Annotated in this window: 23 protein-coding genes and 2 pseudogenes; 6 read left to right on the top strand and 19 right to left on the bottom strand. The window is 44.4% G+C overall.

The window, feature by feature from the left end:
- Together AC1DWN_RS11800 and AC1DWN_RS11795 are read right to left on the bottom strand one after the other, a co-directional pair.
- Positions 1 to 476: amidohydrolase family protein (locus tag AC1DWN_RS11800; protein ID WP_477559091.1), on the bottom strand; the 476-nt coding region annotated here is incomplete at its 3' end.
- A 40-nt stretch (positions 477 to 516) separates the two neighbouring features.
- Positions 517 to 1,077 carry a GbsR/MarR family transcriptional regulator gene (locus AC1DWN_RS11795; protein WP_477559090.1) on the bottom strand — a complete coding sequence of 187 codons (561 nt, stop codon included), beginning with the start codon at positions 1,075 to 1,077 and terminating at the stop codon, positions 517 to 519.
- 242 nt (positions 1,078 to 1,319) lie between these two features.
- Between AC1DWN_RS11795 and AC1DWN_RS11790 the strand changes: the two genes are divergently transcribed.
- The 3 genes from AC1DWN_RS11790 to AC1DWN_RS11780 all read left to right on the top strand — a co-directional run bounded on the left by AC1DWN_RS11790 (position 1,320) and on the right by AC1DWN_RS11780 (position 4,258).
- Positions 1,320 to 2,513: a quaternary amine ABC transporter ATP-binding protein gene (locus tag AC1DWN_RS11790; RefSeq protein WP_477559089.1), complete on the top strand. Its 1,194-nt coding sequence runs from the start codon at positions 1,320 to 1,322 to the stop codon at positions 2,511 to 2,513.
- Between the two features lies 1 nt (position 2,514).
- On the top strand, positions 2,515 to 3,351 hold the full coding sequence (locus AC1DWN_RS11785; protein WP_477559088.1) for an ABC transporter permease: 837 nt from the start codon (positions 2,515 to 2,517) through the stop codon (positions 3,349 to 3,351).
- A gap of 82 nt (positions 3,352 to 3,433) precedes the next feature.
- Complete coding sequence (locus AC1DWN_RS11780; protein ID WP_477559094.1) at positions 3,434 to 4,258, top strand: glycine betaine ABC transporter substrate-binding protein; 825 nt, start codon at positions 3,434 to 3,436, stop codon at positions 4,256 to 4,258.
- 81 nt (positions 4,259 to 4,339) lie between these two features.
- Here the strand turns inward: AC1DWN_RS11780 and AC1DWN_RS11775 are convergent, their stop codons facing one another.
- The 9 genes from AC1DWN_RS11775 to AC1DWN_RS11735 all read right to left on the bottom strand — a co-directional run bounded on the left by AC1DWN_RS11775 (position 4,340) and on the right by AC1DWN_RS11735 (position 15,003).
- On the bottom strand, positions 4,340 to 5,440 hold the full coding sequence (locus AC1DWN_RS11775; RefSeq protein ID WP_477559087.1) for a Gfo/Idh/MocA family protein: 1,101 nt from the start codon (positions 5,438 to 5,440) through the stop codon (positions 4,340 to 4,342).
- A gap of 73 nt (positions 5,441 to 5,513) precedes the next feature.
- The gene (locus AC1DWN_RS11770) at positions 5,514 to 6,236 is read right to left on the bottom strand and encodes a ThuA domain-containing protein (protein ID WP_477559086.1); all 723 of its coding nucleotides are present in this window, start codon (positions 6,234 to 6,236) and stop codon (positions 5,514 to 5,516) included.
- A 40-nt stretch (positions 6,237 to 6,276) separates the two neighbouring features.
- Complete coding sequence (locus tag AC1DWN_RS11765) at positions 6,277 to 7,440, bottom strand: Gfo/Idh/MocA family protein (RefSeq protein ID WP_477559085.1); 1,164 nt, start codon at positions 7,438 to 7,440, stop codon at positions 6,277 to 6,279.
- Between the two features lie 21 nt (positions 7,441 to 7,461).
- On the bottom strand, positions 7,462 to 8,478 hold the full coding sequence (locus AC1DWN_RS11760; RefSeq protein WP_477559093.1) for a LacI family DNA-binding transcriptional regulator: 1,017 nt from the start codon (positions 8,476 to 8,478) through the stop codon (positions 7,462 to 7,464).
- 122 nt (positions 8,479 to 8,600) lie between these two features.
- Positions 8,601 to 9,668 (bottom strand): undecaprenyldiphospho-muramoylpentapeptide beta-N-acetylglucosaminyltransferase, encoded by a 1,068-nt coding sequence (locus AC1DWN_RS11755; RefSeq protein WP_477559084.1) that lies wholly within the window; start codon positions 9,666 to 9,668, stop codon positions 8,601 to 8,603.
- 86 nt (positions 9,669 to 9,754) lie between these two features.
- Positions 9,755 to 10,594 (bottom strand): VanW family protein, encoded by an 840-nt coding sequence (locus AC1DWN_RS11750; RefSeq protein WP_477559083.1) that lies wholly within the window; start codon positions 10,592 to 10,594, stop codon positions 9,755 to 9,757.
- A 250-nt stretch (positions 10,595 to 10,844) separates the two neighbouring features.
- Complete coding sequence (locus tag AC1DWN_RS11745; RefSeq protein WP_477559082.1) at positions 10,845 to 12,431, bottom strand: peptide chain release factor 3; 1,587 nt, start codon at positions 12,429 to 12,431, stop codon at positions 10,845 to 10,847.
- A gap of 40 nt (positions 12,432 to 12,471) precedes the next feature.
- Positions 12,472 to 14,028, bottom strand: a complete 1,557-nt coding sequence (gene zwf, locus AC1DWN_RS11740) for a glucose-6-phosphate dehydrogenase (protein WP_477559081.1) — start codon at positions 14,026 to 14,028, stop codon at positions 12,472 to 12,474.
- Positions 14,029 to 14,166: 138 nt separating this feature from the next.
- Positions 14,167 to 15,003: a YwmB family TATA-box binding protein gene (locus AC1DWN_RS11735; RefSeq protein ID WP_477559080.1), complete on the bottom strand. Its 837-nt coding sequence runs from the start codon at positions 15,001 to 15,003 to the stop codon at positions 14,167 to 14,169.
- Positions 15,004 to 15,159: 156 nt separating this feature from the next.
- Here AC1DWN_RS11735 and AC1DWN_RS11730 point away from each other — a divergent pair, with 156 nt between their 5' ends.
- Entirely contained in the window at positions 15,160 to 15,519 is a 360-nt protein-coding gene (locus AC1DWN_RS11730) for a hypothetical protein (RefSeq protein ID WP_477559079.1), read from the top strand.
- A 132-nt stretch (positions 15,520 to 15,651) separates the two neighbouring features.
- Positions 15,652 to 16,374, top strand: coding sequence for a hypothetical protein (locus AC1DWN_RS11725; protein WP_477559078.1), 723 nt, complete (start codon positions 15,652 to 15,654; stop codon positions 16,372 to 16,374).
- Between the two features lie 114 nt (positions 16,375 to 16,488).
- Here the strand turns inward: AC1DWN_RS11725 and AC1DWN_RS11720 are convergent, their stop codons facing one another.
- From AC1DWN_RS11720 to AC1DWN_RS11690, 7 genes are all read right to left on the bottom strand, one after another.
- Complete coding sequence (locus AC1DWN_RS11720) at positions 16,489 to 17,157, bottom strand: response regulator transcription factor (protein WP_477559077.1); 669 nt, start codon at positions 17,155 to 17,157, stop codon at positions 16,489 to 16,491.
- A 50-nt stretch (positions 17,158 to 17,207) separates the two neighbouring features.
- The gene (locus AC1DWN_RS11715) at positions 17,208 to 18,206 is read right to left on the bottom strand and encodes a sensor histidine kinase (RefSeq protein WP_477559076.1); all 999 of its coding nucleotides are present in this window, start codon (positions 18,204 to 18,206) and stop codon (positions 17,208 to 17,210) included.
- Positions 18,207 to 18,329: 123 nt separating this feature from the next.
- Positions 18,330 to 19,046 carry a PspA/IM30 family protein gene (locus tag AC1DWN_RS11710; RefSeq protein WP_477559075.1) on the bottom strand — a complete coding sequence of 239 codons (717 nt, stop codon included), beginning with the start codon at positions 19,044 to 19,046 and terminating at the stop codon, positions 18,330 to 18,332.
- A 1-nt stretch (position 19,047) separates the two neighbouring features.
- A complete protein-coding gene (locus AC1DWN_RS11705) occupies positions 19,048 to 19,524 on the bottom strand; it encodes a PspC domain-containing protein (RefSeq protein WP_477559074.1) in 477 nt (158 codons plus the stop codon).
- The gene (locus tag AC1DWN_RS11700; RefSeq protein WP_477559073.1) at positions 19,512 to 20,198 is read right to left on the bottom strand and encodes a PspA/IM30 family protein; all 687 of its coding nucleotides are present in this window, start codon (positions 20,196 to 20,198) and stop codon (positions 19,512 to 19,514) included. Before AC1DWN_RS11700 ends, AC1DWN_RS11705 begins: the two co-directional genes overlap by 13 nt.
- A gap of 75 nt (positions 20,199 to 20,273) precedes the next feature.
- Positions 20,274 to 20,570 (bottom strand): LiaF transmembrane domain-containing protein, encoded by a 297-nt coding sequence (locus AC1DWN_RS11695; RefSeq protein ID WP_477559072.1) that lies wholly within the window; start codon positions 20,568 to 20,570, stop codon positions 20,274 to 20,276.
- Positions 20,571 to 20,896: 326 nt separating this feature from the next.
- Positions 20,897 to 21,211: a DUF3502 domain-containing protein gene (locus AC1DWN_RS11690; protein ID WP_477559092.1), complete on the bottom strand. Its 315-nt coding sequence runs from the start codon at positions 21,209 to 21,211 to the stop codon at positions 20,897 to 20,899.
- 472 nt (positions 21,212 to 21,683) lie between these two features.
- Here AC1DWN_RS11690 and AC1DWN_RS11685 point away from each other — a divergent pair.
- Positions 21,684 to 22,147: pseudogene (locus AC1DWN_RS11685) on the top strand (IS30 family transposase); the annotation flags it as partial.
- On the opposite strand, the pseudogene AC1DWN_RS11680 reads toward AC1DWN_RS11685, so the two are convergent.
- Positions 22,139 to 22,362: pseudogene (locus AC1DWN_RS11680) on the bottom strand (sensor histidine kinase); the annotation flags it as partial. The pseudogenes AC1DWN_RS11685 and AC1DWN_RS11680 sit on opposite strands and share 9 nt — an antisense overlap.

Raw genomic sequence — 22,362 nt, 5'->3', positions numbered from 1 at the left:
ACCTCGTACCGCAGATGGATACGATTACGAATCATAGACCGTTTGCTTCGATAGTGATGAATATAGTCGACCATCCCCGTAAGTAAATGATCACCACGCAAGCTTAATCCAACGCCCAGTGACAAGGAATGATACATCGTTGTAATACCGTGAACGGGCAGCTTCCGTTCAAATTCCAATAGAGCCATCTCTATCGGAAATAATGTATTAGGCCGCGGTTGTACTTCCTTCTCAATCGCGTCACAGTGGATATCAATCAGACCTGGCAGTACATATCGTTGTTTTGCGTCTAGAACAGCTACCGATTCGCGGCTGTTCTTCCACTCCTCGATTGCAACCGAGTCAAAGAGCAGCGCATCAATCCGTCCATCTACGACAGCAATTGCGCACTCCTCAACAGTGTCCTTCAGGACGACCTTGCCATTTATAATAATCATAGGCTGTTTATTTCCATGCAAGCGGTCCGTCATCGTCATCAACTGATCGTCCCCTTTTTTCCAATCTCCATATAAGTATTTAGTCTTCCTCTAACGGAATTAATTTATAAATATCGCCTGATTCAAGTGAATCAATTAGTCGATCCAGCCATTTATAATATTTTAAAGCCTCATCAATCTTCAATGCATCATTGTCCAGAATAACCTGAAACTCTGATTCTCCTTCATATTGAAGCTTGATTGCTTGAATTTCCTTATTCGAACGGTTTAAGGCACTCATATTATGCTCGACTGCTTTTCTCCATTTAATAGAGAAATAATCGGTGAAATTTTGGTGCCAATCTGATTCTACTTCATATAAGTCTTTTCTGGAGCCTTTGCCCCACACTTTATTTATCATCTTCAAATCATGAAGGGTCCGCATGCCTGTGCTCATCGAGGTCTTGCTCATACCCATCGTTTGGCTCATTTCATCCAACGTTACCGGTCCTTGATTAAAGTACATATTGCCGTACAAATGACCGATGGACAACGTAATCCCGTATAAATCCATGTTTTCACCAATGGATTCAATTACGCGTCGGCGTGTCTTCAAAAGCTTCGTGCGTTGTTCGTCTGTTAATGCCTCAAGTTCTTTCATGTCTTTCCCTCCTGAGGAATGGCGTTACCCCTATCCATCCTACATTTAGTATTGTAATCAAATGCCTGTACATCTGTAAAGAATGTAGTTGATGTGAAATAGGGAGTTATCAAGAGTATACAGTACGTAAAGTTCGTAAAGTTATAACTGTACACTCATTACGGATGCTCACGCCTTTTGACCTGGGCAAAGATGACCCACTAAACTTATAGGAGTCGAAATATTCCACAAGGGGGCAGAACATGGCGATTATAGAAGCCAAGAGGCTGACAAAAATATTCGGATCGGATCCGAAAAAGGCAATCCCGCTGCTGGATAAAGGATGGTCTAAAGAAAAAATTCTCGCAGAAACAAAACTAACGGTAGGTGTGAATCAAGCTGATTTCTCCATAGAAGCCGGACAAATTTTTGTCATTATGGGCTTGTCAGGCAGCGGCAAGTCGACACTAGTACGTTTACTTAATCGGTTAATTGAACCTACATCCGGTCAAATATTGTTTAACGGTACAGATGTGATRCGTATGTCATCCGAACAATTGAGACAGTTTAGAAGAAAAAATGTAGGCATGGTTTTTCAAAAGTTTGCTCTATTTCCTCATCGAACAGTCATTCAGAACATTGAATACGGTCTTGAGGTACAGGGCATCGACAAGAAAATTCGAAGAGAGATGGCGATGGAGTCGCTTGAACTCGTTGGATTAAAAGGGTGGGAAAACAGCTACCCTGATCAATTAAGCGGCGGTATGCAGCAGCGTGTTGGTCTTGCAAGAGGACTTGCAAATGACCCTGATGTATTGCTTATGGACGAAGCGTTTAGTGCTCTCGATCCTCTCATAAGAAAAGACATGCAGGATGAACTGCTTGAGCTTCAATCAAAAATGAAAAAAACAATTGTATTTATAACTCATGATTTGAACGAAGCACTTCGAATCGGAGATCAAATTGCTTTAATGAAAGATGGCAGTATCGTTCAGATTGGATCTCCAGAAGAAATTCTTATGCAGCCGGCTAACAAATACGTGGAGCGTTTTGTAGAAGACGTTGATTTCTCCAAAGTATTTACGGCAGCGCATATTATGGTTAAGCCCGAAACAATAACCATCGAAAGAGGCCCTCGAGTTGCCCTGCAATTCATGAGAGATCGCGGCATATCCAGCTTGTATGTTGTTGACAAAGGGATGCGTTTGCTTGGTGTCGTAACAGCCGAAGATGCCATTCATGCCATTAAAACAGGACTAAAGCTTGAGGAAGTGATGCAGCGCGAGGCGCCAACAGTCACTCCTGACGCCATGCTTAATGACTTTTTTGAAATAATGAGTAATTCCAAATATCCAGTTGCTGTCATTGGCGATAATGGGAAGCTTAAAGGGATTGTCATTAAAGGAGCAGTTCTGGCCGCATTAGCCGGAAATGCTGGATTGGAGGCTAGTGATTAAGATGAATTTACCTAAAATACCGCTCGCCGAATGGGTGGAATCGGCAGAGGCTTGGCTTGAAAACCATTTAAGCCCTCTCTTTGACCTTATTCGTATCGTTGTCGGTGAAACCGTTAATGGATTAGATACTGCATTAAACGCACTTCCCGCGCTGGTACTCATCGTTATTTTTTCCGCTATTGCTTGGTATATTGGCAAGTGGAAAATGGGACTGTTTACGCTAGTCGGCCTCCTTATTATTGATAATTTAGGGTTATGGAGCCAAACCATGCAGACACTAGCACTCGTACTGACAGCTGCCTTTATATCGGTATTGATCGGTGTGCCAGTTGGCATTTTATGTGCGCGCAAAAATAGTATCCAGAAAATCGTCACTCCTGTCCTTGATTTCATGCAGACGATGCCGGCATTCGTATATTTGCTTCCTGCCGTTACCTTCTTCTCACTCGGCGTTGTGCCTGGCGTTATTTCTTCTATTATATTTGCGATTCCACCAACGATTCGTCTGACCAACCTCGGTATCCGCCAGGTTCCCTCGGAGCTCATCGAAGCAGCAGATGCCTTCGGATCTACACCATCGCAAAAGCTATTTAAGCTTCAGCTCCCTATTGCATTGCCAACTATTATGGCAGGCATTAATCAGACCATCATGTTATCACTCTCTATGGTCGTCATTGCTTCAATGATTGGCRCTCAGGGTGTAGGTGCATATGTGTACCGCGCCGTTACTCAAGGTAACACCGGTGTTGGCTTTGAAGCAGGCCTCGCCATCGTTATTTTAGCTATTATTCTCGACCGTCTGACCCAACAGGTTATTCGTAAAACTAAATCTGCTTAAATAACATAGATATTTATTCATACAAAATGTAAGGAGTGGTCTTTTGAAATATAACAAGATAAATGGAATTATTGCAGCTATTATGGTAATGACATTATTAGCAGGTTGTTCTACAAGCGGGGACAGCAAGAAGAAGGTAACTCTTGCGTATGTCGCTTGGGATTCTGAAATCGCAAGCACCTACGTAGTAAAAGAAGTGTTAGAGCAAAAGCTAGGCTACAAGGTTGAAATGCTTCAAGTAGATGCTGGTCCAATGTGGGCCGGTGTATCTGATGGAAGCGTTGATGCAATGGTTGCCGCATGGCTCCCAACGACACATGCCTCCTACATTTCGAAATATAACGGCAAGTACGAAGATCTTGGCACTAATCTAGACGGTGCAAAATCTGGGCTCGTCGTGCCTCAGTACATGGATATCAATAGCATTGAGGATTTGAATGATAAGGTTGGAGCTACTGTAGACTATACGGTTATCGGCATAGAGCCAGGGGCAGGGCTAATGATGTCCACTGAGAAAGCATTTGATCAATACGGCTTACGCGACAAATGGACATTACTGGAGAGTTCATCTGCCGCTATGACTCAAGAGCTTCAGAAAAAATATAATAAACAAGAACCTATTATCATCACTGGTTGGACGCCGCATTGGAAGTTCGCCAAGATGGATTTGAAATATTTAGATGACCCTAAAAACGTATATGGAAGTGCGGAACAAATCCATACGGTCGCACGCAAAGGTTTGAAGGAAGATCAACCGGAAGCTTATGCTTTCCTTGATCAATTCAACTGGATGCCAGACGATATGGCTGCTGTAATGATCCAAATTCAAGACGGCAAAACCCCTGAGGCAGCTGCCAAGGAATGGGTAGAGCAAAATCAAGATAAAGTGGATGCTTGGTTGAAATAATTGTAATCGTGCAAAAAGCTGTCCTAGCTGGTCATTTCATTGACCGCTGGACAGCTTTTTTTCAGTAAAATATAAAAATGCCTAATCTAAACAATAAGGGCTCAAGCCTAGCGGCAGCGGTTTAGGTTTCTCGCAACTGCTCTTCATTACATAATGTACGCCTTGCTCTGATGCGTCATGGAAGCCGTGCATCGCTTCAAGCACATGATAAGCAAGCTCTCCATTTGCACGATGCTTACGTCCGGTTTGAATCGCTTTAGCCATATCGGCTGCTCCTACGCCGCGAGCGTTCTCCGAGTAGCCGAAAGCGAGTGGAATGTCTGACCATTCATTAGTTCCACTGCGCCAAATTTTGATAGTGCCGCCGAACCCATTCGGGTCTGGTACTAAGAGCGTGCCTGCGCTGCCGTAAACTTCAATACGAGGCAGCGTGGAGTTGCCCTTCACATCGAAGCTAGTCAGCAACGTTCCGATTGGTCCCGATGCAAAATCCATAACCCCTGCAATATGAGTAGGAACTTCAACCTTAACCTGTTGACCGTATTTCGGCTGGCTTGTAATGGTTCTCTCTGGATAAGTAATGCGAGCCGAACCTGTTACTCGAGTAATCGGGCCGAGCATAGCTACCAGTGCGGTCAAATAATAGGGACCCATGTCGAACATTGGGCCGCCGCCCTTCTGATAGTAAAACTCTGGAGACGGATGCCAAGTTTCATGGCCGCCGCATGTCATAAATGCAGTTGCGCCAATCGGTGTACCGATCCAGCCATCCTCGATAAGTTTGATGCATGTTTGTATGCCGCCGCCAAGGAATGTATCCGGCGCACTTCCAACGTACAACCCTTTCTTCTCAGCAAGCGCTAGCACTTCCTGAGCTTCCTCTCTCGTTACTGCGAAAGGCTTCTCCACATAAACATGCTTACCCGCTTCAAGCGCCCGCAAACAAACAGAAGCATGTGCTTGAGGGATCGTCAGGTTAATAATCATTTGAACCTCAGGATCAGCTAGTAGTTCATCTACGGAACATCCACGAATCCCATATTCAGCGCCCTTAGCTATCGCTCGATCAACGTCCAAATCCGCGCAAGCAACAACCTGAAGCGCATCAAAGCGATTGCCATTCTCAAAATAAATACCGCTAATGTTACCAGTCCCAATAATGCCTGCTTTGATTTTTTCCATAATCCTGAGTCCCTCGTCTCATATCTAAGTTTTTAGAGAATCCTATCTATAAATCGAAATATCACTTACACACTTACAGTTGATTGTCTGCCATCCCGCTATATACTGCTGCACTTTTGCCAGCCTCTTCAGCTAGCGCTTTACCCTCAGCGCACCAAAGGAACCCGCGGCGCATAAGTTCCTTCACATCATCAATCTCAATAATATCCGCGTGGTGACCAAGCGAGTTGTAATAGACGCGGCCAACTCCCCAACGCTTCGTCCAAACTACCGGCATGTCAACCGCCTTGTTCAGCGAATGAGGACCAGGTGTTAGCGGAAAACGTGTCGTTGCCAGCACCTCTACTGCTGGATCTACATGCAAATAATATTGCTCAGAGCGAACAGTAAAATCTTCAATTCCTTCTGTCAAGCTGCTCGATGAATTACTAATATTGACGACATATTCGAGACCATTATTACCCGGGTGAGCGACCCATTGGCCGCCCGTCATAAACTGCCAGTCCACATTATCACGGAAAGCGTCACACATCCCTCCATGGCAGCCTGCCAAGCCAACGCCGCTCTGAACAGCCGCTGATACATTATCAACCAGCTTTTGGTCAATGCGATCCATCGTCCATATCGGAACAATAAGATCAAGACCCTTCAGCTTCTCCGCATCTGCGAATGCCTCAAGCGTATTGGATACCTCCACTTCGAAGCCTTCACCTTCCAATACCCCGCGGAAAATTTCGCCTACTTCCTTCGGTTGATGTCCATCCCAGCCGCCCCATACGATTAATGCTTTTTTCATTGCCTTTCCCTGCCTCTCGATTCTTCTAAGATCGTTTCAACTAAGACATTTCACTAATCGCTACCCAGCGACGCTCGGCGATCGATCGTTCTACCGCTTCCAGCACCTCTTGGCATTTCACGCCATCCACGAAGTTTGGTACTGGCTGACGATCCTCTTCAAATGCCTTCATCAGCTCGTGAACCTCATGCGTGAATGTATGCTCGTAGCCAATCGTATGTCCGGCCGGCCACCAAGCATCCATGTAAGCATGCGCTGGATCCGTTGCAAGCACACGACGGAAACCCTGTACGTCTTCAGCATCATCTGTAAAATAAACTTGAAGCTCATTCATTCGCTCGAAATCAAACTTAATGCTGCCTTTGCTTCCATTAATTTCAAAGCCATTCGTACAGCGGTGACCCGCTGCAAAGCGCGTCGCCTCAAAGCTTCCCAGCGCACCATTTGCGAAGCGCGTCATGAACAATGTCGCATCATCAACATTTACCTCGCCGCGCGGCGCGTCTGCGCTTCCTTTAGCGCTCAGCCCAGTCATCGTCGTTGCGATTGGACGTTCTTTAATAAATGTCTCGTTCATTCCAATGACTTCGTTAAATTCGCCAACAAGGAAACGCGCCATGTCGATCAAATGAGCTCCTAAGTCACCGTGCGAACCAGATCCCGCAATTTCCTTCTGCAGCCGCCAAACGAGCGGAAAGCTCGGATCGATGATCCAGTCTTGCAGAAATACAGCACGGAAATGATAGATTTCACCGATGCGTCCATCCGCAACCAGCTTCTTAGCCAACTGCACCGCAGGTGCAAACCGGTAGTTAAAGCCAACCATATGCTTCACGCCAGCCTTCTCAGCCGCTTCTAGCATTTCACGTGAATCTTCCAATGTAAGTGCAAGCGGCTTCTCACAAAAAATATGTTTTCCTGCTGCTGCAGCGGCAAGTGCAATCGCTTTATGCGCGTCACTTGGGGCGTTTATATCAATTAAATCGATATCATCACGTTTTACTAGCTCATTCCAATCCGTTTCTGCGCTTTCCCAGCCAAACTGTACGCGTGCTTGTTCGAGTCCCTCAGGATCTCGTCCGCATATTGCCTTCATTTCCGGCTTTACCGATTTCGGGAAGAACATAGGAAGAGCTCGATAGGCATTACTATGTGCCTTGCCCATAAACTTGTAACCAACCATGCCAATTCTTACTTTTTCCATCTTCATACCGCCTCCCATGGATTAAGATGTTTCCCTTGCAATGAAACTAACTGGCAGCACGTCCTGCATAAACGCATGAACCGCTTCCTTACTTTCATGATCGAGCAGTCTAGCAGCAGCGAGCTTTCCCATTTCATAAAAAGGGACCGCTACCGTAGACAGTCTCGGGCTAATAATACGCGAACCGTCTGAGTCATCGTAACCAACAAGCGCATAATGCTGCCCCGCCTCAAGTCCACTTTCTCGCAAGCCCTGCATCAGCCCGATCGCCATTCGATCATTCGCTGCAAATACAGAGTCTATACTGCCGTCTCGAATTTTTACTGCAAGGCTCCCTGCCAGCTCATAACCGCTTTTGCGACTATAATTACCTACAAAGACTAACTGCTCCTCAAATGCTATTCCCGCTTCTTGAAGTGCAGCTTGGTAACCAAGCAGCCTATCTGTACTGTTTGAATAGATCGAAGGCCCATTTACGAAAGCAATATTTCGTCCGCCTTGCTTGACTAAATGTCGAACTGCTTCCTTGCTCCCTGCTACATGGTCTGCATCCACCGACGTATACTGATCTTCGTCGTATCGTTGGTTTACGAGACAGAAGGGATAGCCTTCGGCTTTAAGCTCTGCGAGAGCCGCTCGCTCTTCTGGAACATTTTGTGATCCAAGCACGATACACGCATCAATTTTTTGCATTCGAAACAGCTTGGCATAATCTCTTACACCATCTGGTTCTCTGAAGATGAGAAGCAAGTCATAGCCGCAACGCTTCGCCGTCTCTCCGATTCCGCTCAATATTTCAGAGAAGTAATACGTTGAGAACAAATGAACCTTTGGCACAAAAGGAAGAATTACGCCAATGTTCCCGCTCTTGCGACGAGCAAATTGCTGCGCAAGCGCATTAGGAACGTAACCGAGCTCGGCAGCTGCCTGCAGTACACGTTCGCGTGTCTCCTCTTTCAGAGGACCAACATTGTTAAGAACTCTAGATACGGTTGCCTCTGAGACGCCAGCTAATTTCGCAACTTCTTTCCTGCTAATGGTGGATTGCCTCCTGTAATACTATTATTCACATCTGCAATTTCTCTTTTATGTACACGCGTACATTATTGCATGAAAACGGTTTATCGTCAACAAAATTAAAACGCTCTTTTACTTCATTCTTACTTCTTCGCAACCTCGTTGATCCAATCATGCACTAACGTTAAAGCATCCATCTGCTTACTATTGCCCATCCTTTGTTTATACGTATAACGCTCTTCATATAGGCGTGTTACGCTATTGCTGAGCGATTCCTTAGTCAGCCGCTCTTCGTACAAAATATCGCAATAACCCGACTTTTCAAATGACTGTGCATTTAAGATTTGGTCACCCCTGCTCTGCTCCTTGGTGAGTGGAATGAGCAGCATCGGTTTTTTGAGTGATAAAAATTCAAAGATCGAATTAGAGCCCGCTCGCGAAATCACAATATCGGTCATAGCAAAAATATCCGGCAATTGCTCGTTAATATATTCATATTGTCTGTAATTTGGTGATTCGATTGAAGTGTCTACGTTGTTTTTTCCGCATAGATGCACAATTTGAAAACGCTCAGTTAAATATGGCAATGCCTGCCTGAGCGTCTGATTAATTTTTTTCGCTCCTAAACTCCCGCCCATAATCAGGATGACTGGCTTAATGAAGTCAAAACCACAAAAATCTCTGCCTCGTTTTGCATTGCCCTGCTTCACTTCCTCACGAATAACTGCCCCGACATGACGGCATTTATCTGGCTGAAGCATTTTCGCAGTCTCCGGAAATGTTGTACATACGCCTGTTGCGAATGGTATAGCGATACGATTGGCTAAACCAGGCGTAATGTCTGATTCATGTATTAAAACCGGTACCCTGTTAAGCCACGCGCCCAGTACTACAGGTACGGATACGAAGCCCCCTTTTGAAAATACGACTTTGGGCTTGCGCTTATTAATTAATCGATATGCTTGGAAAACACCTTTAATCGTTTTGAAAGGATCCTTAACATTTTGCCAATCCATATATCTTCTAAGCTTCCCAGTTGAAATTGCAAAATAATTAACGGATGGGAGCGCAGTAATCAAATCCTTCTCTATGCCTGTTTCTGAGCCAATATAGTCCACCGCCCAACCTTCTTCGAGGAAACGAGGGATTAGCGCCAGATTAACCGTGACATGCCCGGCTGAGCCCCCTCCAGTAAACATAATTGTCTTCATTTACACTTTCCTCTCCATATCTAGATTCAGGAAGAAACCCAAATCCCACTCTCTATGACAACCTTTTTTTATTGCCGCTTGCCTTATTATTTCACGTTAGTTGTAGTTGAGGAAGCCGTTTGCTCCAGCATCGGTTCATACATCATAATGGCATGGTTTTCTGTAATAAATTCATCATCAATAAGCGCTTTCTCCAAGTTGTAAGCTTTCCTATAAATTTTATTATGTCTGACATGACCGCCCCAATACTCACGAGTGATCCAATGTTCCTTTTCATAAACTTCAAAGGTTCTAGTATGCGGGACAACCGTTCTCAATTCCCCAACTAAATCGGAATCCGTTAAATAAATATTTAATTGATAGGTATGTTCGGTCTCATTTTTAATCTGCAAATCAAGATAGTTATACGCACAGGTTGCGCCGCTCCCGAATGGTTGGTTTCTTTTGGAATCTGGAAAAACGTCATAGCTATGACGGTATCTCTCCGTAATCGTTAAAGGAGAATGCAGCGTTAACCAATAAATCAAATTGGACAATTGACATAACCCGCCCCCAACCCCCGTAAGTACTTTACCATAGTGCAAAATCATACCCTCCACATAACCTTTTCTTTTGGTAGGGTTCCCAATCAAGCGCCAATATGAAAAGGTTTCACCTGGCTTTATCATCACTCCGCTTACCCTGCTTGAGGCAATTGTGAGGTTATTTACCTTATTATGCTGAATCCACATATCAACATCCTTTAGCCTGCGAAGCAACGGGGTTCTATGCTCAAATACGATGTAGGGCAATAAGGACTTTTCCTTGCGTAAAGATGCAAATTCTCTACCGCCAAAGTACCAGCTAGCATAACGCTTCAATCGATAGTACTTCTTCCCAAAATAGATCCTTAACGGACTTCTCTTTATTGGTTTCAGTGACGTCATCCTTGCACCCTACCCCCACAATTATTCATATTCGAACACCCATTAAATTATCTTAGAGGCTTCAGTACTTTTGCATCGTATGTAATTGCACTACACTTCCCATATTCATCATCATATACGTCATGCAGATTAGTTTTGTTTCAGTAGCTCCGCAAGTAAATTACATGCGATAGGGCAAAAAAATGCATCCCAGCCCAGCGCAATACTGCGCCGTGCGGAGATGCTTTTTAATTAACTGTTACCTTACCTATTAAGGCGCGGTTTCCAAAAACTTAGAAGTCGGGTTTTTGTCGATTGCCGTACGCATCGCGTACTCGTTCTCAAACAAAACGACATAGTTGCCCTTCTTGTCCTTCACAAGAGTCGTATTAATACGGAACTTGCTTGGGTCAATGTTAGCGTCTACGATCCAACGTGCAAACTGGAAAGTCAAACGATGTAATTGAATTTCAACCCCATACTCCGCTCTCATCCGATGCTCGAACACCTCAAACTGCAAATGCCCGACAACGCCAAGAATGGTTTCGTCGAAATTACCGGTCGAATGGAATACCTGAATGGTACCTTCCTCGGTCAATTGATCGACACCCTTCTGATACTGCTTATGCTTCAAAGCATTTTTTACTGTTACTTTAGCGAAAATTTCCGGAGAAAAGGTCGGCAGCTCATCGAATACAACTTCTCCGCCTTGTGACAAGGAGTCACCAATGCGGAAAATACCTGGATCGAACAAACCGATAATATCACCCGGATAAGCGGTATCTACAATGTCCCGGTCCTGAGCCAAAAACTGCTGAGGCTGCGCTAGCTTTATGTCTTTACCGTTACGCACATGGCGGACGCTCATGCCACGTTCAAATTTGCCGGAGCAAATCCGAAGGAAAGCAATTCTATCGCGGTGAGCCGGATTCATATTCGCTTGAATTTTAAATACATAGCCAGTAAATTTCTCATTGGTCGGATCAACCGTACCTGTCGTGCTGTTGCGCGAGGTCGGCTTAGGTGCAAGCTGCAAAAAGTTCTCCAAAAACGTTTGTACGCCGAAGTTGTTTACCGCGCTTCCGAAGAATACCGGTGTCAGTTCTCCAGCTTGAACCTTTTCGTAATCAAACTGATCGCCTGCTACATCAAGAAGCTCTAAATCTCCAATAAGCTGATCAGTCAAATAATCGCCAGCCATCTCACGAATAATGGGATCATTATAATCGCTAACAGCACGAACCTCGATCTTCGAATGGTCATTTCCTTGGAACAACTCCACCTGAGTTTTCATTCGGTCATATACACCGCACAGCTCGCGTCCCATGCCGATTGGCCAGTTCATTGGCACAGCGCGGATTCCAAGTACCCGCTCTAGCTCTTCCATCAATTCAAAGGGACTTTGCCCCTCACGGTCTAGCTTGTTAATAAACGTAAAGATCGGAATGCCGCGTTTGCGACATACTTGGAATAGCTTTATCGTCTGTGCTTCTACACCTTTGGCAACGTCAATAAGCATGACCGCGCTGTCAGCTGCAGTAAGTGTCCGATACGTGTCTTCACTAAAATCTTGGTGACCAGGTGTATCAAGAATATTAATGCGATGTCCCAAATAATCGAACTGCATTACGCTTGATGTTACCGAGATCCCACGTTGTTTCTCAATTTCCATCCAGTCGGATGTTGCGTGACGGCTTGCTTTACGTGCCTTGACAGAACCTGCAAGCCGAATGGCTCCTCCGAATAGGAGGAGCTTCTCAGTAAGGGTTGTCTTCCCTGCATCTGGGTGAGAGATAATCGCAAATGTACGACGTTTATCTACTTCCTGTATAATTTCTTCTTTTAACGTTTGGCTCATGCTTGACTTCCCTTCATCGTGCTGGGTGACTCACAACAGCTTATTTGCCGCCGCTTGATACCCAAATAACATTGTCTTCATCTTGCCCATTAACTGGCCACCAGTGGAAACCATCCTCCGCAATAAGCTCATTGGCTGCTTGTGGACCCCATGATCCAGCTGGGTATGACTTCAAATCACTTTTATCTTCGCGCCATGCTTGTGCAATCCGGTCCACGAACGACCACGCTTGTGAAACCTCGTCCCAACGAGTGAAGTAAGTGGAATCACCGCGAACAGCATCATGAATGAGGCGCTCATATGCTTCAGGAGTATTTAGACCAATTTGGCAGCTCTGACAAAACTCCATTGCAACCGGTTGTACGGAATTATCCGCGCCTGGTTTTTTTGCATTCACTTTAATATATATGCCCTCAAGCGGATTTACGCGAATGACGAGCAGGTTTGGAGCCAAATCATGACGCTGTGCAAACAGCACATTTTGTGGCATCGATTTGAATTCGATTACGACCTCAGTCGTTTTTACCGGCAGACGCTTGCCTGTTCGAATATAGAATGGTACACCTGCCCAGCGGAAGTTATCAACGAATACTTTTGCTGCAAAATAAGTTTCTGTGGTCGAATCCTCACTCACAGAATCCTCTTGACGATAACCAGGCAATTGCTTGTTTTTATAGCTGCCTTCGCTATATTGGGCGCGTACAACTTTCGCACGGACATCATCACTTGAAGTATAGCTACGTAAAGAGCGAAGCACCTTAACCTTCTCATCACGAATATCTTCATCGTGCAAGCGGCTAGGCGGCTCCATAGCAATCATCGTAAGCATTTGCAGCATATGATTTTGACCCATATCACGCAATGCACCTGATTTTTCATAATAACCGCCGCGATCTTCAACGCCTACTGTTTCAGATAATGTAATTTGAACATTTGCAATATGGTTATTATTCCACAATGGCTCAAAAAATGCATTTGCAAATCGGATAACCTGAATATTTTGTACCATTTCCTTACCTAGGTAATGGTCGATACGATAAATTTCAGCCTCTTTGAAAACCTGATTAATTTGCTCGTTCAGCTTTTGAGCTGATGGTAGATCATAGCCAAAAGGCTTCTCGATTACTACACGATGCCAACCGGAAGATTCCAACAGGCCACCATCACGGAGGTTGAACGACACAGGACCAAATAGTGACGGCGCTAGTGCCAAATAAAATAATCTGTTTCCGGGAATTTGAAATTTAACATCAAGCTTCTCCGATAATTTGCTAAGCTCACGGAAGCCGTCAACGTTATTAATATCAAGTGACATATATTCAAAATGCTCAGCAAAACGGTTCCACAGCTCGGCATCGTCTGCTTTGTAGCGACAGAACTCTACGATTGAATCGTATAGATCAGAACGGAATTGTTCATTCGTCCGAGGACGGCGAGCAAGACCGACTACTGCGAAGTTTTCCGATAACTTGCCTTCTTTATATAAACTGAACAACGCTGGAAACAGCTTACGCCGTGCCAGATCGCCGGTAGCTCCGAACAGGTAGTAGACTGCACCCTGTGCGGAAACGGAATCAAGAATAGTAGTTGTGGTCATTTGCCTCATTCTTTCCTATGAATTTTTATACAACTTTACATGTTATGTAGTTTAACATATTCATCCTTAAATCGCTATTCAACCAGCCATAAAAAATACTAATAAGGAACTTAATTTCTTCTGATCAAAGCCTGCCAATTAAGGTTGATTGTTCTCACTTGAGCTGTATTCCCCGTTGATAATTGGAATCCCGATCGTTAAAGCTACATTTTCCGATTGAGCCTGCTTGTGTAATGCAATTTGAATATTTGCAAGCCTTCCGCTGCCAGCAACTATATTGGATCGCAATTGATGTGTGTATAGCATCTGGCTTATTGTTCCGCCATCCTTAAACCGATCCACAGCCGATGCTTGTGCTAGCCTGATCATTTCCTCTATAGCATACTTGTTCAACGTAAAACCTTGTACCTTTATGCTACTAGTAAATGTTGGAGCAAACTTTAAAATTTCATGACCGATGGCCGATACTGCTGGTAACAATGTATTCTGATTCGGTCTCTGCTCACTTCCCGCTTCATAAAGGATCATGATTTGTTCACGATTATTCGTTGCATCAACTTCCACCAAGCTGACTGAAATCTTCCCACCGTAAACGGATGTTCCTGTTATTGTCTTCCCTTCATTGAGCACTAGCTTCTCTATCGCATCACCATTATTATCTGTAAAAAAACTTGTCGCAAGCTCATTCATAGATCCCGCTTCCACCGCTGCATTCCAGCGAATAGACCAAACTGCATTCTCAGCTCCCTTAACCAGCAGAAGGTCGCTCCAACTCCAAAGCGCTTGTAAGTCATGGGTTAGATTTTGCTCTGCTGAGACTGCCCTGCTAGGCTCCTTATCCGCCTTCCACATTGCCCATCCTGCACCTAATACAAGCACTAGCAATGCCACTATTATGCCATTTCTACTCCGTCTTAAACGCTGCTGCCTCGACAAATGACTTTTGACAGGTACCATACCTTTTGGAATGTACATGCGTATAACCTCCAGAAAAGTTTTACGACTGAAAAAATAGCCTCGAAGAGCAGCGAGGATGCTTTGTTTCTACTATAAATGGGTAAATACCCATACCCGTTTATAAATAGGTGAATACACTAGTTGCAGAATACTGAATGGAGGTGTCATCTGCTGATGGAACAGATTTATCCGTTACACGAAGACGTTGTTCAACAATTATGCGGCTATCCGGTATGTGTTGTGATGAGGGATGGATCTCGGCATGTCGGTATACTCAGTTCTTGCAATGGCGGCAGGTTATGGCTTAATGGGGATCATACGCATAACGGACCAGAAGTGACTTTGACAAAGGTTCAGCCAAAAGACATGAAGAAGAAAAAAGATAAAAAACTGAATAAAGAAGCGAACCATAAGTCAGAACAAGCCATTACACAAGCCTATCCTTATGACCCTAACTATCAACCTTATAATCCGTGGGGGGGAGCATTTTTTCTTGATTTTGCCCTTATCGCATTATTGTTCTTATTAATATAAACAGATAAGCGGTGATGCTCAGTTGAGAGGCACCGCTCTCTTTCCAGCCTGACAGGTTTCGCCAGACTTTTCAAAAATCTTATAGTATGCTATCGCAGAAGCCGCAACAATAATCAAGGAGGCACAGTACTTATGTCTGGTTACATTCCACCTATTCGAAGAGTTGATCGTCCTATTGCCTATTCACCAGTACAAACTGTCAGTAAGTATGCTTCGTATCCTTATCGACAGCACGAGACCCAGAAGGCGTCTAACCGAGCAGATGATTGGAATCGCGTCTATCAGCAGGCTGCGGAAAGTGCTGCTGAGTGGCTTAAACTAGCTAATCAGACTCAAAACGAAATTGATCATTTAATGATTAACTATAATCTACATACTTCTATAAGCAATCCTACTGAGCACAGCTTGTCCACCCTGACTAACAAGCTAGCGGAATTATTAAATACTCTGGAGTCCAAATATAATCAGCATTATGGTCATTTAAAGCCCGAATTGTGGCGCTCTATAGAAATTGCTTTGAAGCATCCCGCAGCGGCTGTGCTTGGCCTGCAGCGCAATGATACTGATGGTGCATGGACGACCGATTACAAGACTAGTAGCTCTAAAGCGCCTAACTCATTAAATCCGGTTCATCCTTTAGCAGCCAGTGAGCGACAGATTAGACAGCTGCTGCTTGGTGTTGACGGTTTGCTTACGGGTTTAAAGAAATCTCTAACTTATACTGACCAACCAAGGGCTGTTGATCTCGTACAGCCGCATCTAACGCCTACACTTCCGTATATAGCTTATTATAATTCTGTACAATCGTATAGCCCGCTCCCTTTTACCGGATATATTATTAATCAGTACCTATAATTAGATTAGCATCGCTTAGAAAATAATCAAGCGTTTTATAACCAAAATACCGGCGAAACCACATCGGTTTGCCGGCAAAAGATCGGTATATTAGACAAAATTAATAACTCCAAATTATTCCGCTATTCCTTGCTTATGCGCATAAATGGCTGCTTGCGTACGGTCATCCACATCTAGCTTATTAAATATGTTCGTAATATGAAATTTCACAGTCTTAATACCAATATACAGCTCATCAGCAATTTCCTGATTGGACATCCCTTGAGCCACCCGCTTCAATACATCCATCTCACGGTCTGTTAATTCTTCATGCAAAGGTGCCTTCTCGAGCTGCTTCGGCTGGCGGAAGCGGTTCATCATTTTAGCCGCCACCTGTGATTCCAGCACAGACTGTCCACGTGCTGCTGCTCGTATAGCATCTGCAATTTCCGTGGCGCGTGACGTTTTCAATAAATAGCTGAATGCGCCAGCTTCAATAACTGGATACAGCTTGCTATCATCCAAATAGCTCGTCAATACGATAACCTTGCACTCTGGATATAACTCGAGCAGCTTAGCTGTCGTTTCCACGCCGTCCATTCCGTCCATAACTAAATCCATAAGGACAACATCCGGTTTGTACGCTTGTGCCAGTCGAATTCCATCCATACCATTGCTGGCTTCACCGACTACTTCAATTCCATCCTCTGTATCCAGTACAGCAGCTAGTCCGATTCGTACCATCTCATGGTCATCTACGAGTAGTACTTTAATAGATTGGCCCAATTTCTCACTCACCTCCATGTCACACACCGTCCTTTATCCTTCAATTCATCCGTATTTCATTACTATGATCATATTGAGTCACTTAATCCATCCATTGGTACCCAGATTTTAATCAAGGTTCCTTTTCCAACCTTAGCAATCATTTCTAATGAACCACCCAGCTCATTTACCCGTTCTTCCATCGTCAGTAAGCCATAAGATGTTTGCTTCTTCGCTTCTAGATCAAAGCCAATACCGCTATCATACAAGCTCATATGCACTTGATTTCCAATACGCAACAGCTTAATCTCCATACTATCTGCCTTCGAATGCCGCAAAGTATTGGATAAAGCTTCCTGTGCAATGCGAAATAGATGATCCTCAGCCCTTGGCTGCAGTATGATTGAATCATCTACCTCCAACGTGATCGTCATTGGCACCTTCTGCTTCAGCTCTTCTACCAGTACGATCAGAGCTTGGCCTAAATTTTTGCCATCCAAATGTACAGGACGCAAATGCAGCAGCAAAGCCCGCATTTCCGATTGAGCGACGGATGCCATTTCTTCAATTAGCTGTACTTGACGCTTAGCCCGCTCCCAATCACGATCTATTGTACGACTAACAGCCGTTGCTGTCATTGAAATAGCGAACAGCTGCTGGCTGACGGCATCATGAAGCTCCCGCGCCAGACGTTGCCTCTCTTCAATAACAGCGGAGAACTTCACCTTAGCCGTCCAGCTAGGGTCACTTTTCTCCTCTTCAGACAACTCGCTATCAGCGGCGTCTACAGAATCAATGGTTACGGAAAAACGCCGCTTCATTTGCTGCTCGCTTAACCGTTTCAATGACTCCTTAAGCTTAGAGTTTTGTAGGTAGCTGCCCAGTGTAGCTAACGCCAAGCCGCCTCCAATTATAGTTAGCCCCAAAACCGCCCATTTGCCTTGAAGCGTAAACAGTTCGAAGTAGCCAACGCCTTGAAGCACAATAACAACCAAACTAACTATAATAAGCAGCCACAAAATCGTTTCCGTAATATTCCGCCTGCGTGCCGCATGATTAGGTTGGTCGCTTGGCTTTCCTTGTTCCATACGGCTCACTTCCTTCTATGTACTAATTTTATCAATATCAAATCATGAATGCCAGCTTCAGGTCCAATCATATGAAAGAGCAGACCGCTATTAAACGGTCCGCTTCATCCATTAAATATGCTGCTATTCTTCTGAAACAGATTTGCTTAATGAAGTCGGTGCATTTTGCGTGCCCAGCTTGTTCTTAAGAGCTTGCAATTGCTCATCAACTTTATGCTGCTTCTCAGCATCAGCTGCGTTAAAGCTGCTAGTTGTTCCATTATAAGAATTTGGAGTACGAAGCACATCAGCTTCCGCTTCCATTTGCATAATCTTCTCTTCCATGCGCGAGAAGCCGCGTGATGCAGATCCGCTATCGATGGAATGATTGCTTGTCAACTGTGCCATTTGCTTTTGCGCTTTGGCAACCTGTGCACGGGAAGCAAGCTCATTACGCTTATTGCGCATTTGGTAGAACTCATCCTTCATTGTGTGCAATTGTTGCATTAATTCCTCAGCTTGCGTCTTCGATTGTGCGTGCAAATCGATATATTCCGTTACCTTTTGGTCAAAATAAAGCTTTTCTTCCAACAGCTTGCGAGCAAGATCCTCTTGACCAGCTCTTAATGCCGCTTCCGCTTTGGATTCACGATCTGACACGCTGCGTACCGCTTCTTCAACACGCTGCTTCATCCGACGCTCATTCGCCATTTGTTTCGCTACCGTTACTTCTGCTTGATGAATCTCCGATTCCATATCACGCAAATATTGATTCAGCATTACAATCGGGTCTTCAATCTTATCGAGTGCCTCATTTACTGATGCCTTTGTCATATCTTTCATCCGTTTGAAAATTCCCATATTAAAAATCCCCCTTCTCGTATTTAGCAAGTTTAGCTTTCAATTCTTCAATTTCTCTGCGAAGTGCTTTTTTCTCCAAATCATCCATCATACTATCAAATTGCGTTGAAGTCGACGTTCCAACGCCCGCTCCAGAGTTACCCCAAGTACTTGGATCTTGCGGCGGGTTTTTGTAAGGACCGCCGAATTGCGATTTTGATCCGAAGCTTGAACCATTCGTGTTATAGCCCGGGTTATACCCACCGCCATAATTATTGTCATATGACCCAAAGCCCGAGTGGACTGGCGGTTCTTTTGGAACAACCAAGCCTGCAATAAGATAGATCAGAATAACAGCGCCACTTGTAAAAACCGTTACGATGATAAGTAGAATCCGCAGCAGTGTAGCATCAACGTTTAACATTTCTGCTAAACCGCCACAAAGGCCGAATAGCTTCTTGTCGCGTGTAGATCGATACAGTTTTTTCAAGACGACCATCCTTCCTTCTCTAGCTTCCGTTTCAACTGCTCTAGTTCTCTTTCAATAACGGAGTGTACCGTGTTGCCTGCCTCCGTTATAAATTCCTGACCCATTCTACGAACCTCACGCAAGCTTTTGGCCTCGTGTTCCATACCGCTGATGCGATCCTCCAAGCGTCTGAACACCGAGCCTGCCTGCAGTCCTTGGTCGCCGAAGCCTGAGTTATAACGGCTATTCATGCGTTGTTGAAGGCGAAGCGACTCCATACGTGCCGCATAATATTCTCTTTTATCGTATACGGTTTGATATTCACTTCGCATCTCACGAAGCTGCTCTTCCAAATCAATCGTATTTTGTCGACTTTGCTCGTATAGCTCCCGATATTGAACCGATCGTTCTTCACAGCTCGCTTTCTCGTGCAAAGCAATACGTGCGAGTTGTTCTTCACCAGCTTTTAAAGCAGTCAGCGCTTGTTGTTCACGACGTTCCTTTTGCTGTTCGGCCTGCAGCCATTGTGCTTTCAAGTGATTGCTATGGCCAGCATACTGCTGATATAGCTTCTCTGCTTGTATGATATCTTCTCTTGTCGACCATAGGAACTGGTCAATCAATCGAACTGGATCTTCAGCCTTCTCTAATCTCTCATTTAGTGTAGCGACCGTAATGTCGCGAACACGCTTTATTATGCTCATTGATTGTCCTCCTCCAAGTCCTGCTAAGCCAATCTATCTTCCTACTACTTCTTATCTCTATTCATTCGCTTGTAATTAATACACTTTATGTTTGTTTTTCTTGAACAAGCTTACTCCAGCTACGATCAAACCGATTGCTAGAGCCAGCATGATTATACCGCCTAGATTGCCTAACAGCATTATTGCTCCGATTGCGATCAGTATTCCGCCGATCCATTTCTTGTTGTTCATCCAGCCTAGGACACCAAATCCAATTAAGATGAACGGAAGCAAGAAATTGATGATGGCGCCAAAGTTAATTCCAATAAAGTTAAGTACAGCAATGCTTCCGACAACTATGAGCAGTACGCCTAATGCATTTTTTCCATTCATGTTTCATATTCACTCCTTTCATTTACGATTATTTTGATTTCCGTTTCGTGTTAGAAAGTGTTGCTTCTTGCTTATGTACTTAGTTTAGATCATTTCCCCTCTTTATAAAACAGACCTTCGGCGGTTTTCTCACTAGACTTAGGTCGAGTCTGCAGCCAGTCTAGAGGTAATATGAAGAGCCTGCCCGACGGAAACGACTGGGCAGGCTTTCATTTATGACATATGGTGCTTATTTAAAATATAGGACAGAATAAGTTTCACCCTTATACCACGCCTATATTTCACCGCGAAACGAGCTGATGCCGCCAAGGGACTGCATCAGCCGTTTACCGCTTGCTTGCTAGATACTTATCGAACTGCGCCTGCTTTTCTCCTATGATTTTATCAATTCCTGCTGCTTCCAGCTTGCTTATATACTCTGGGAGCACCTTGTCGACATCCACGGATCCAGACTCCAGTGCTGTTTGATATTGACAATCAACATTAACTACCGCCACTACCTCAGCTCTTACAGCTTCACCATCAAACACGAAGCCGAGTGCCGGCGAAGTTTTAGCATTTTGATCAAACTCGCGGAAGCTATTCCATTTGTTCGGATCCTCTGACTCCCATATATAGTTCAAAAATTGATTGCCAAACATCCAATTGGAGCTTGGGTTATATTTCTCCGTTTTTTCGGTTGGCTTAATTATATTCTCACTAAGCTTCACAAAATGCTCGCCCTCAATTCCATAGTTCAGGAGGTTGTTCAAATAAACATCTGTATGCAGTAGATTGATGAACATCATCGCCCGCTCCTGGTCTTGAGAGGTTGAAGAAATACCAAGCATCGAGCCTGCTGTCTCTGATGTTGCGATTGTTTTTGTATTCAATTCTAACTGCGCTAGCTTACCTTGTAGTCCCGTTTGATTGGCGAGCTCTGCATATTTACCAGGCTTTAGTGAGGATGTGACAGAAAATACATCTCCTGACTTCAAGGCGTCGTCATTCATCGTTTGGTTTGTAGCCGCATCAAAATTAATATACCCTTTCTTAAAAAATTGCCGTGTTATTTGTAAAGTTTCTATATAACGTCCAACTTTATAATTAGGCAGTACCTCTGTACTGTCTTCGCATTGGGAGCTGGATACCATTGTTTCAAGTCGAGGAAAGAGCCGAGCTTGTGCTGCCACTTTTATCGAACGTAAGACGAGGATGTACGTGGCTCTAAAGATGCCAGACCGTACCGCTCACTCCATGGAAGTAGCCTTTGGTGTTGTCGCTAGCCAATACCCGCCAGCCGCTTTTCAGAGCGCTACAACAGATGTGGGAAAGAGTTTGCCTGTTATGCCGCTTTGGAAAACGTTCACGATTTGAAAGTCTACTTCGCGGATCCTTACTCCTCCTGGCAACGAGGCTCTAACGAAAACGTCAATGGTCTTCTGCGGGAATTCTTCCCCAAAGGACATGACTTTGCAGAGGTCACGGATGAGGAATTGGCTGACGCCATTCGCCTTATTAACGACCGTCCTCGAAAATGTCTGGGTTGGAGGACCGCTCACGAATCTTTCATGGCCGAAGTGTCTCACTTAGATTGACAAACCGTCATGATATAAAAAAACAGAATCAATTCGGTTATACACACCTACGTCGCGATTCAACTTTGAATCAATTCTTATTTTAGTTAAAGCGTAGCCATCGCTATAGGTTGGAGATGACATGAGCAGCCCTACATCAGGATCTAACACAGACATTTTGTATAGATAATCATTAATCTTCGCTAGCGTTTGATCGGTCTGACCAACAAAAATAT

Source organism: Paenibacillus sp. P4_A7 (assembly GCF_056402455.1).
This window is presented reverse-complemented; position numbering and strand designations above follow the sequence as displayed.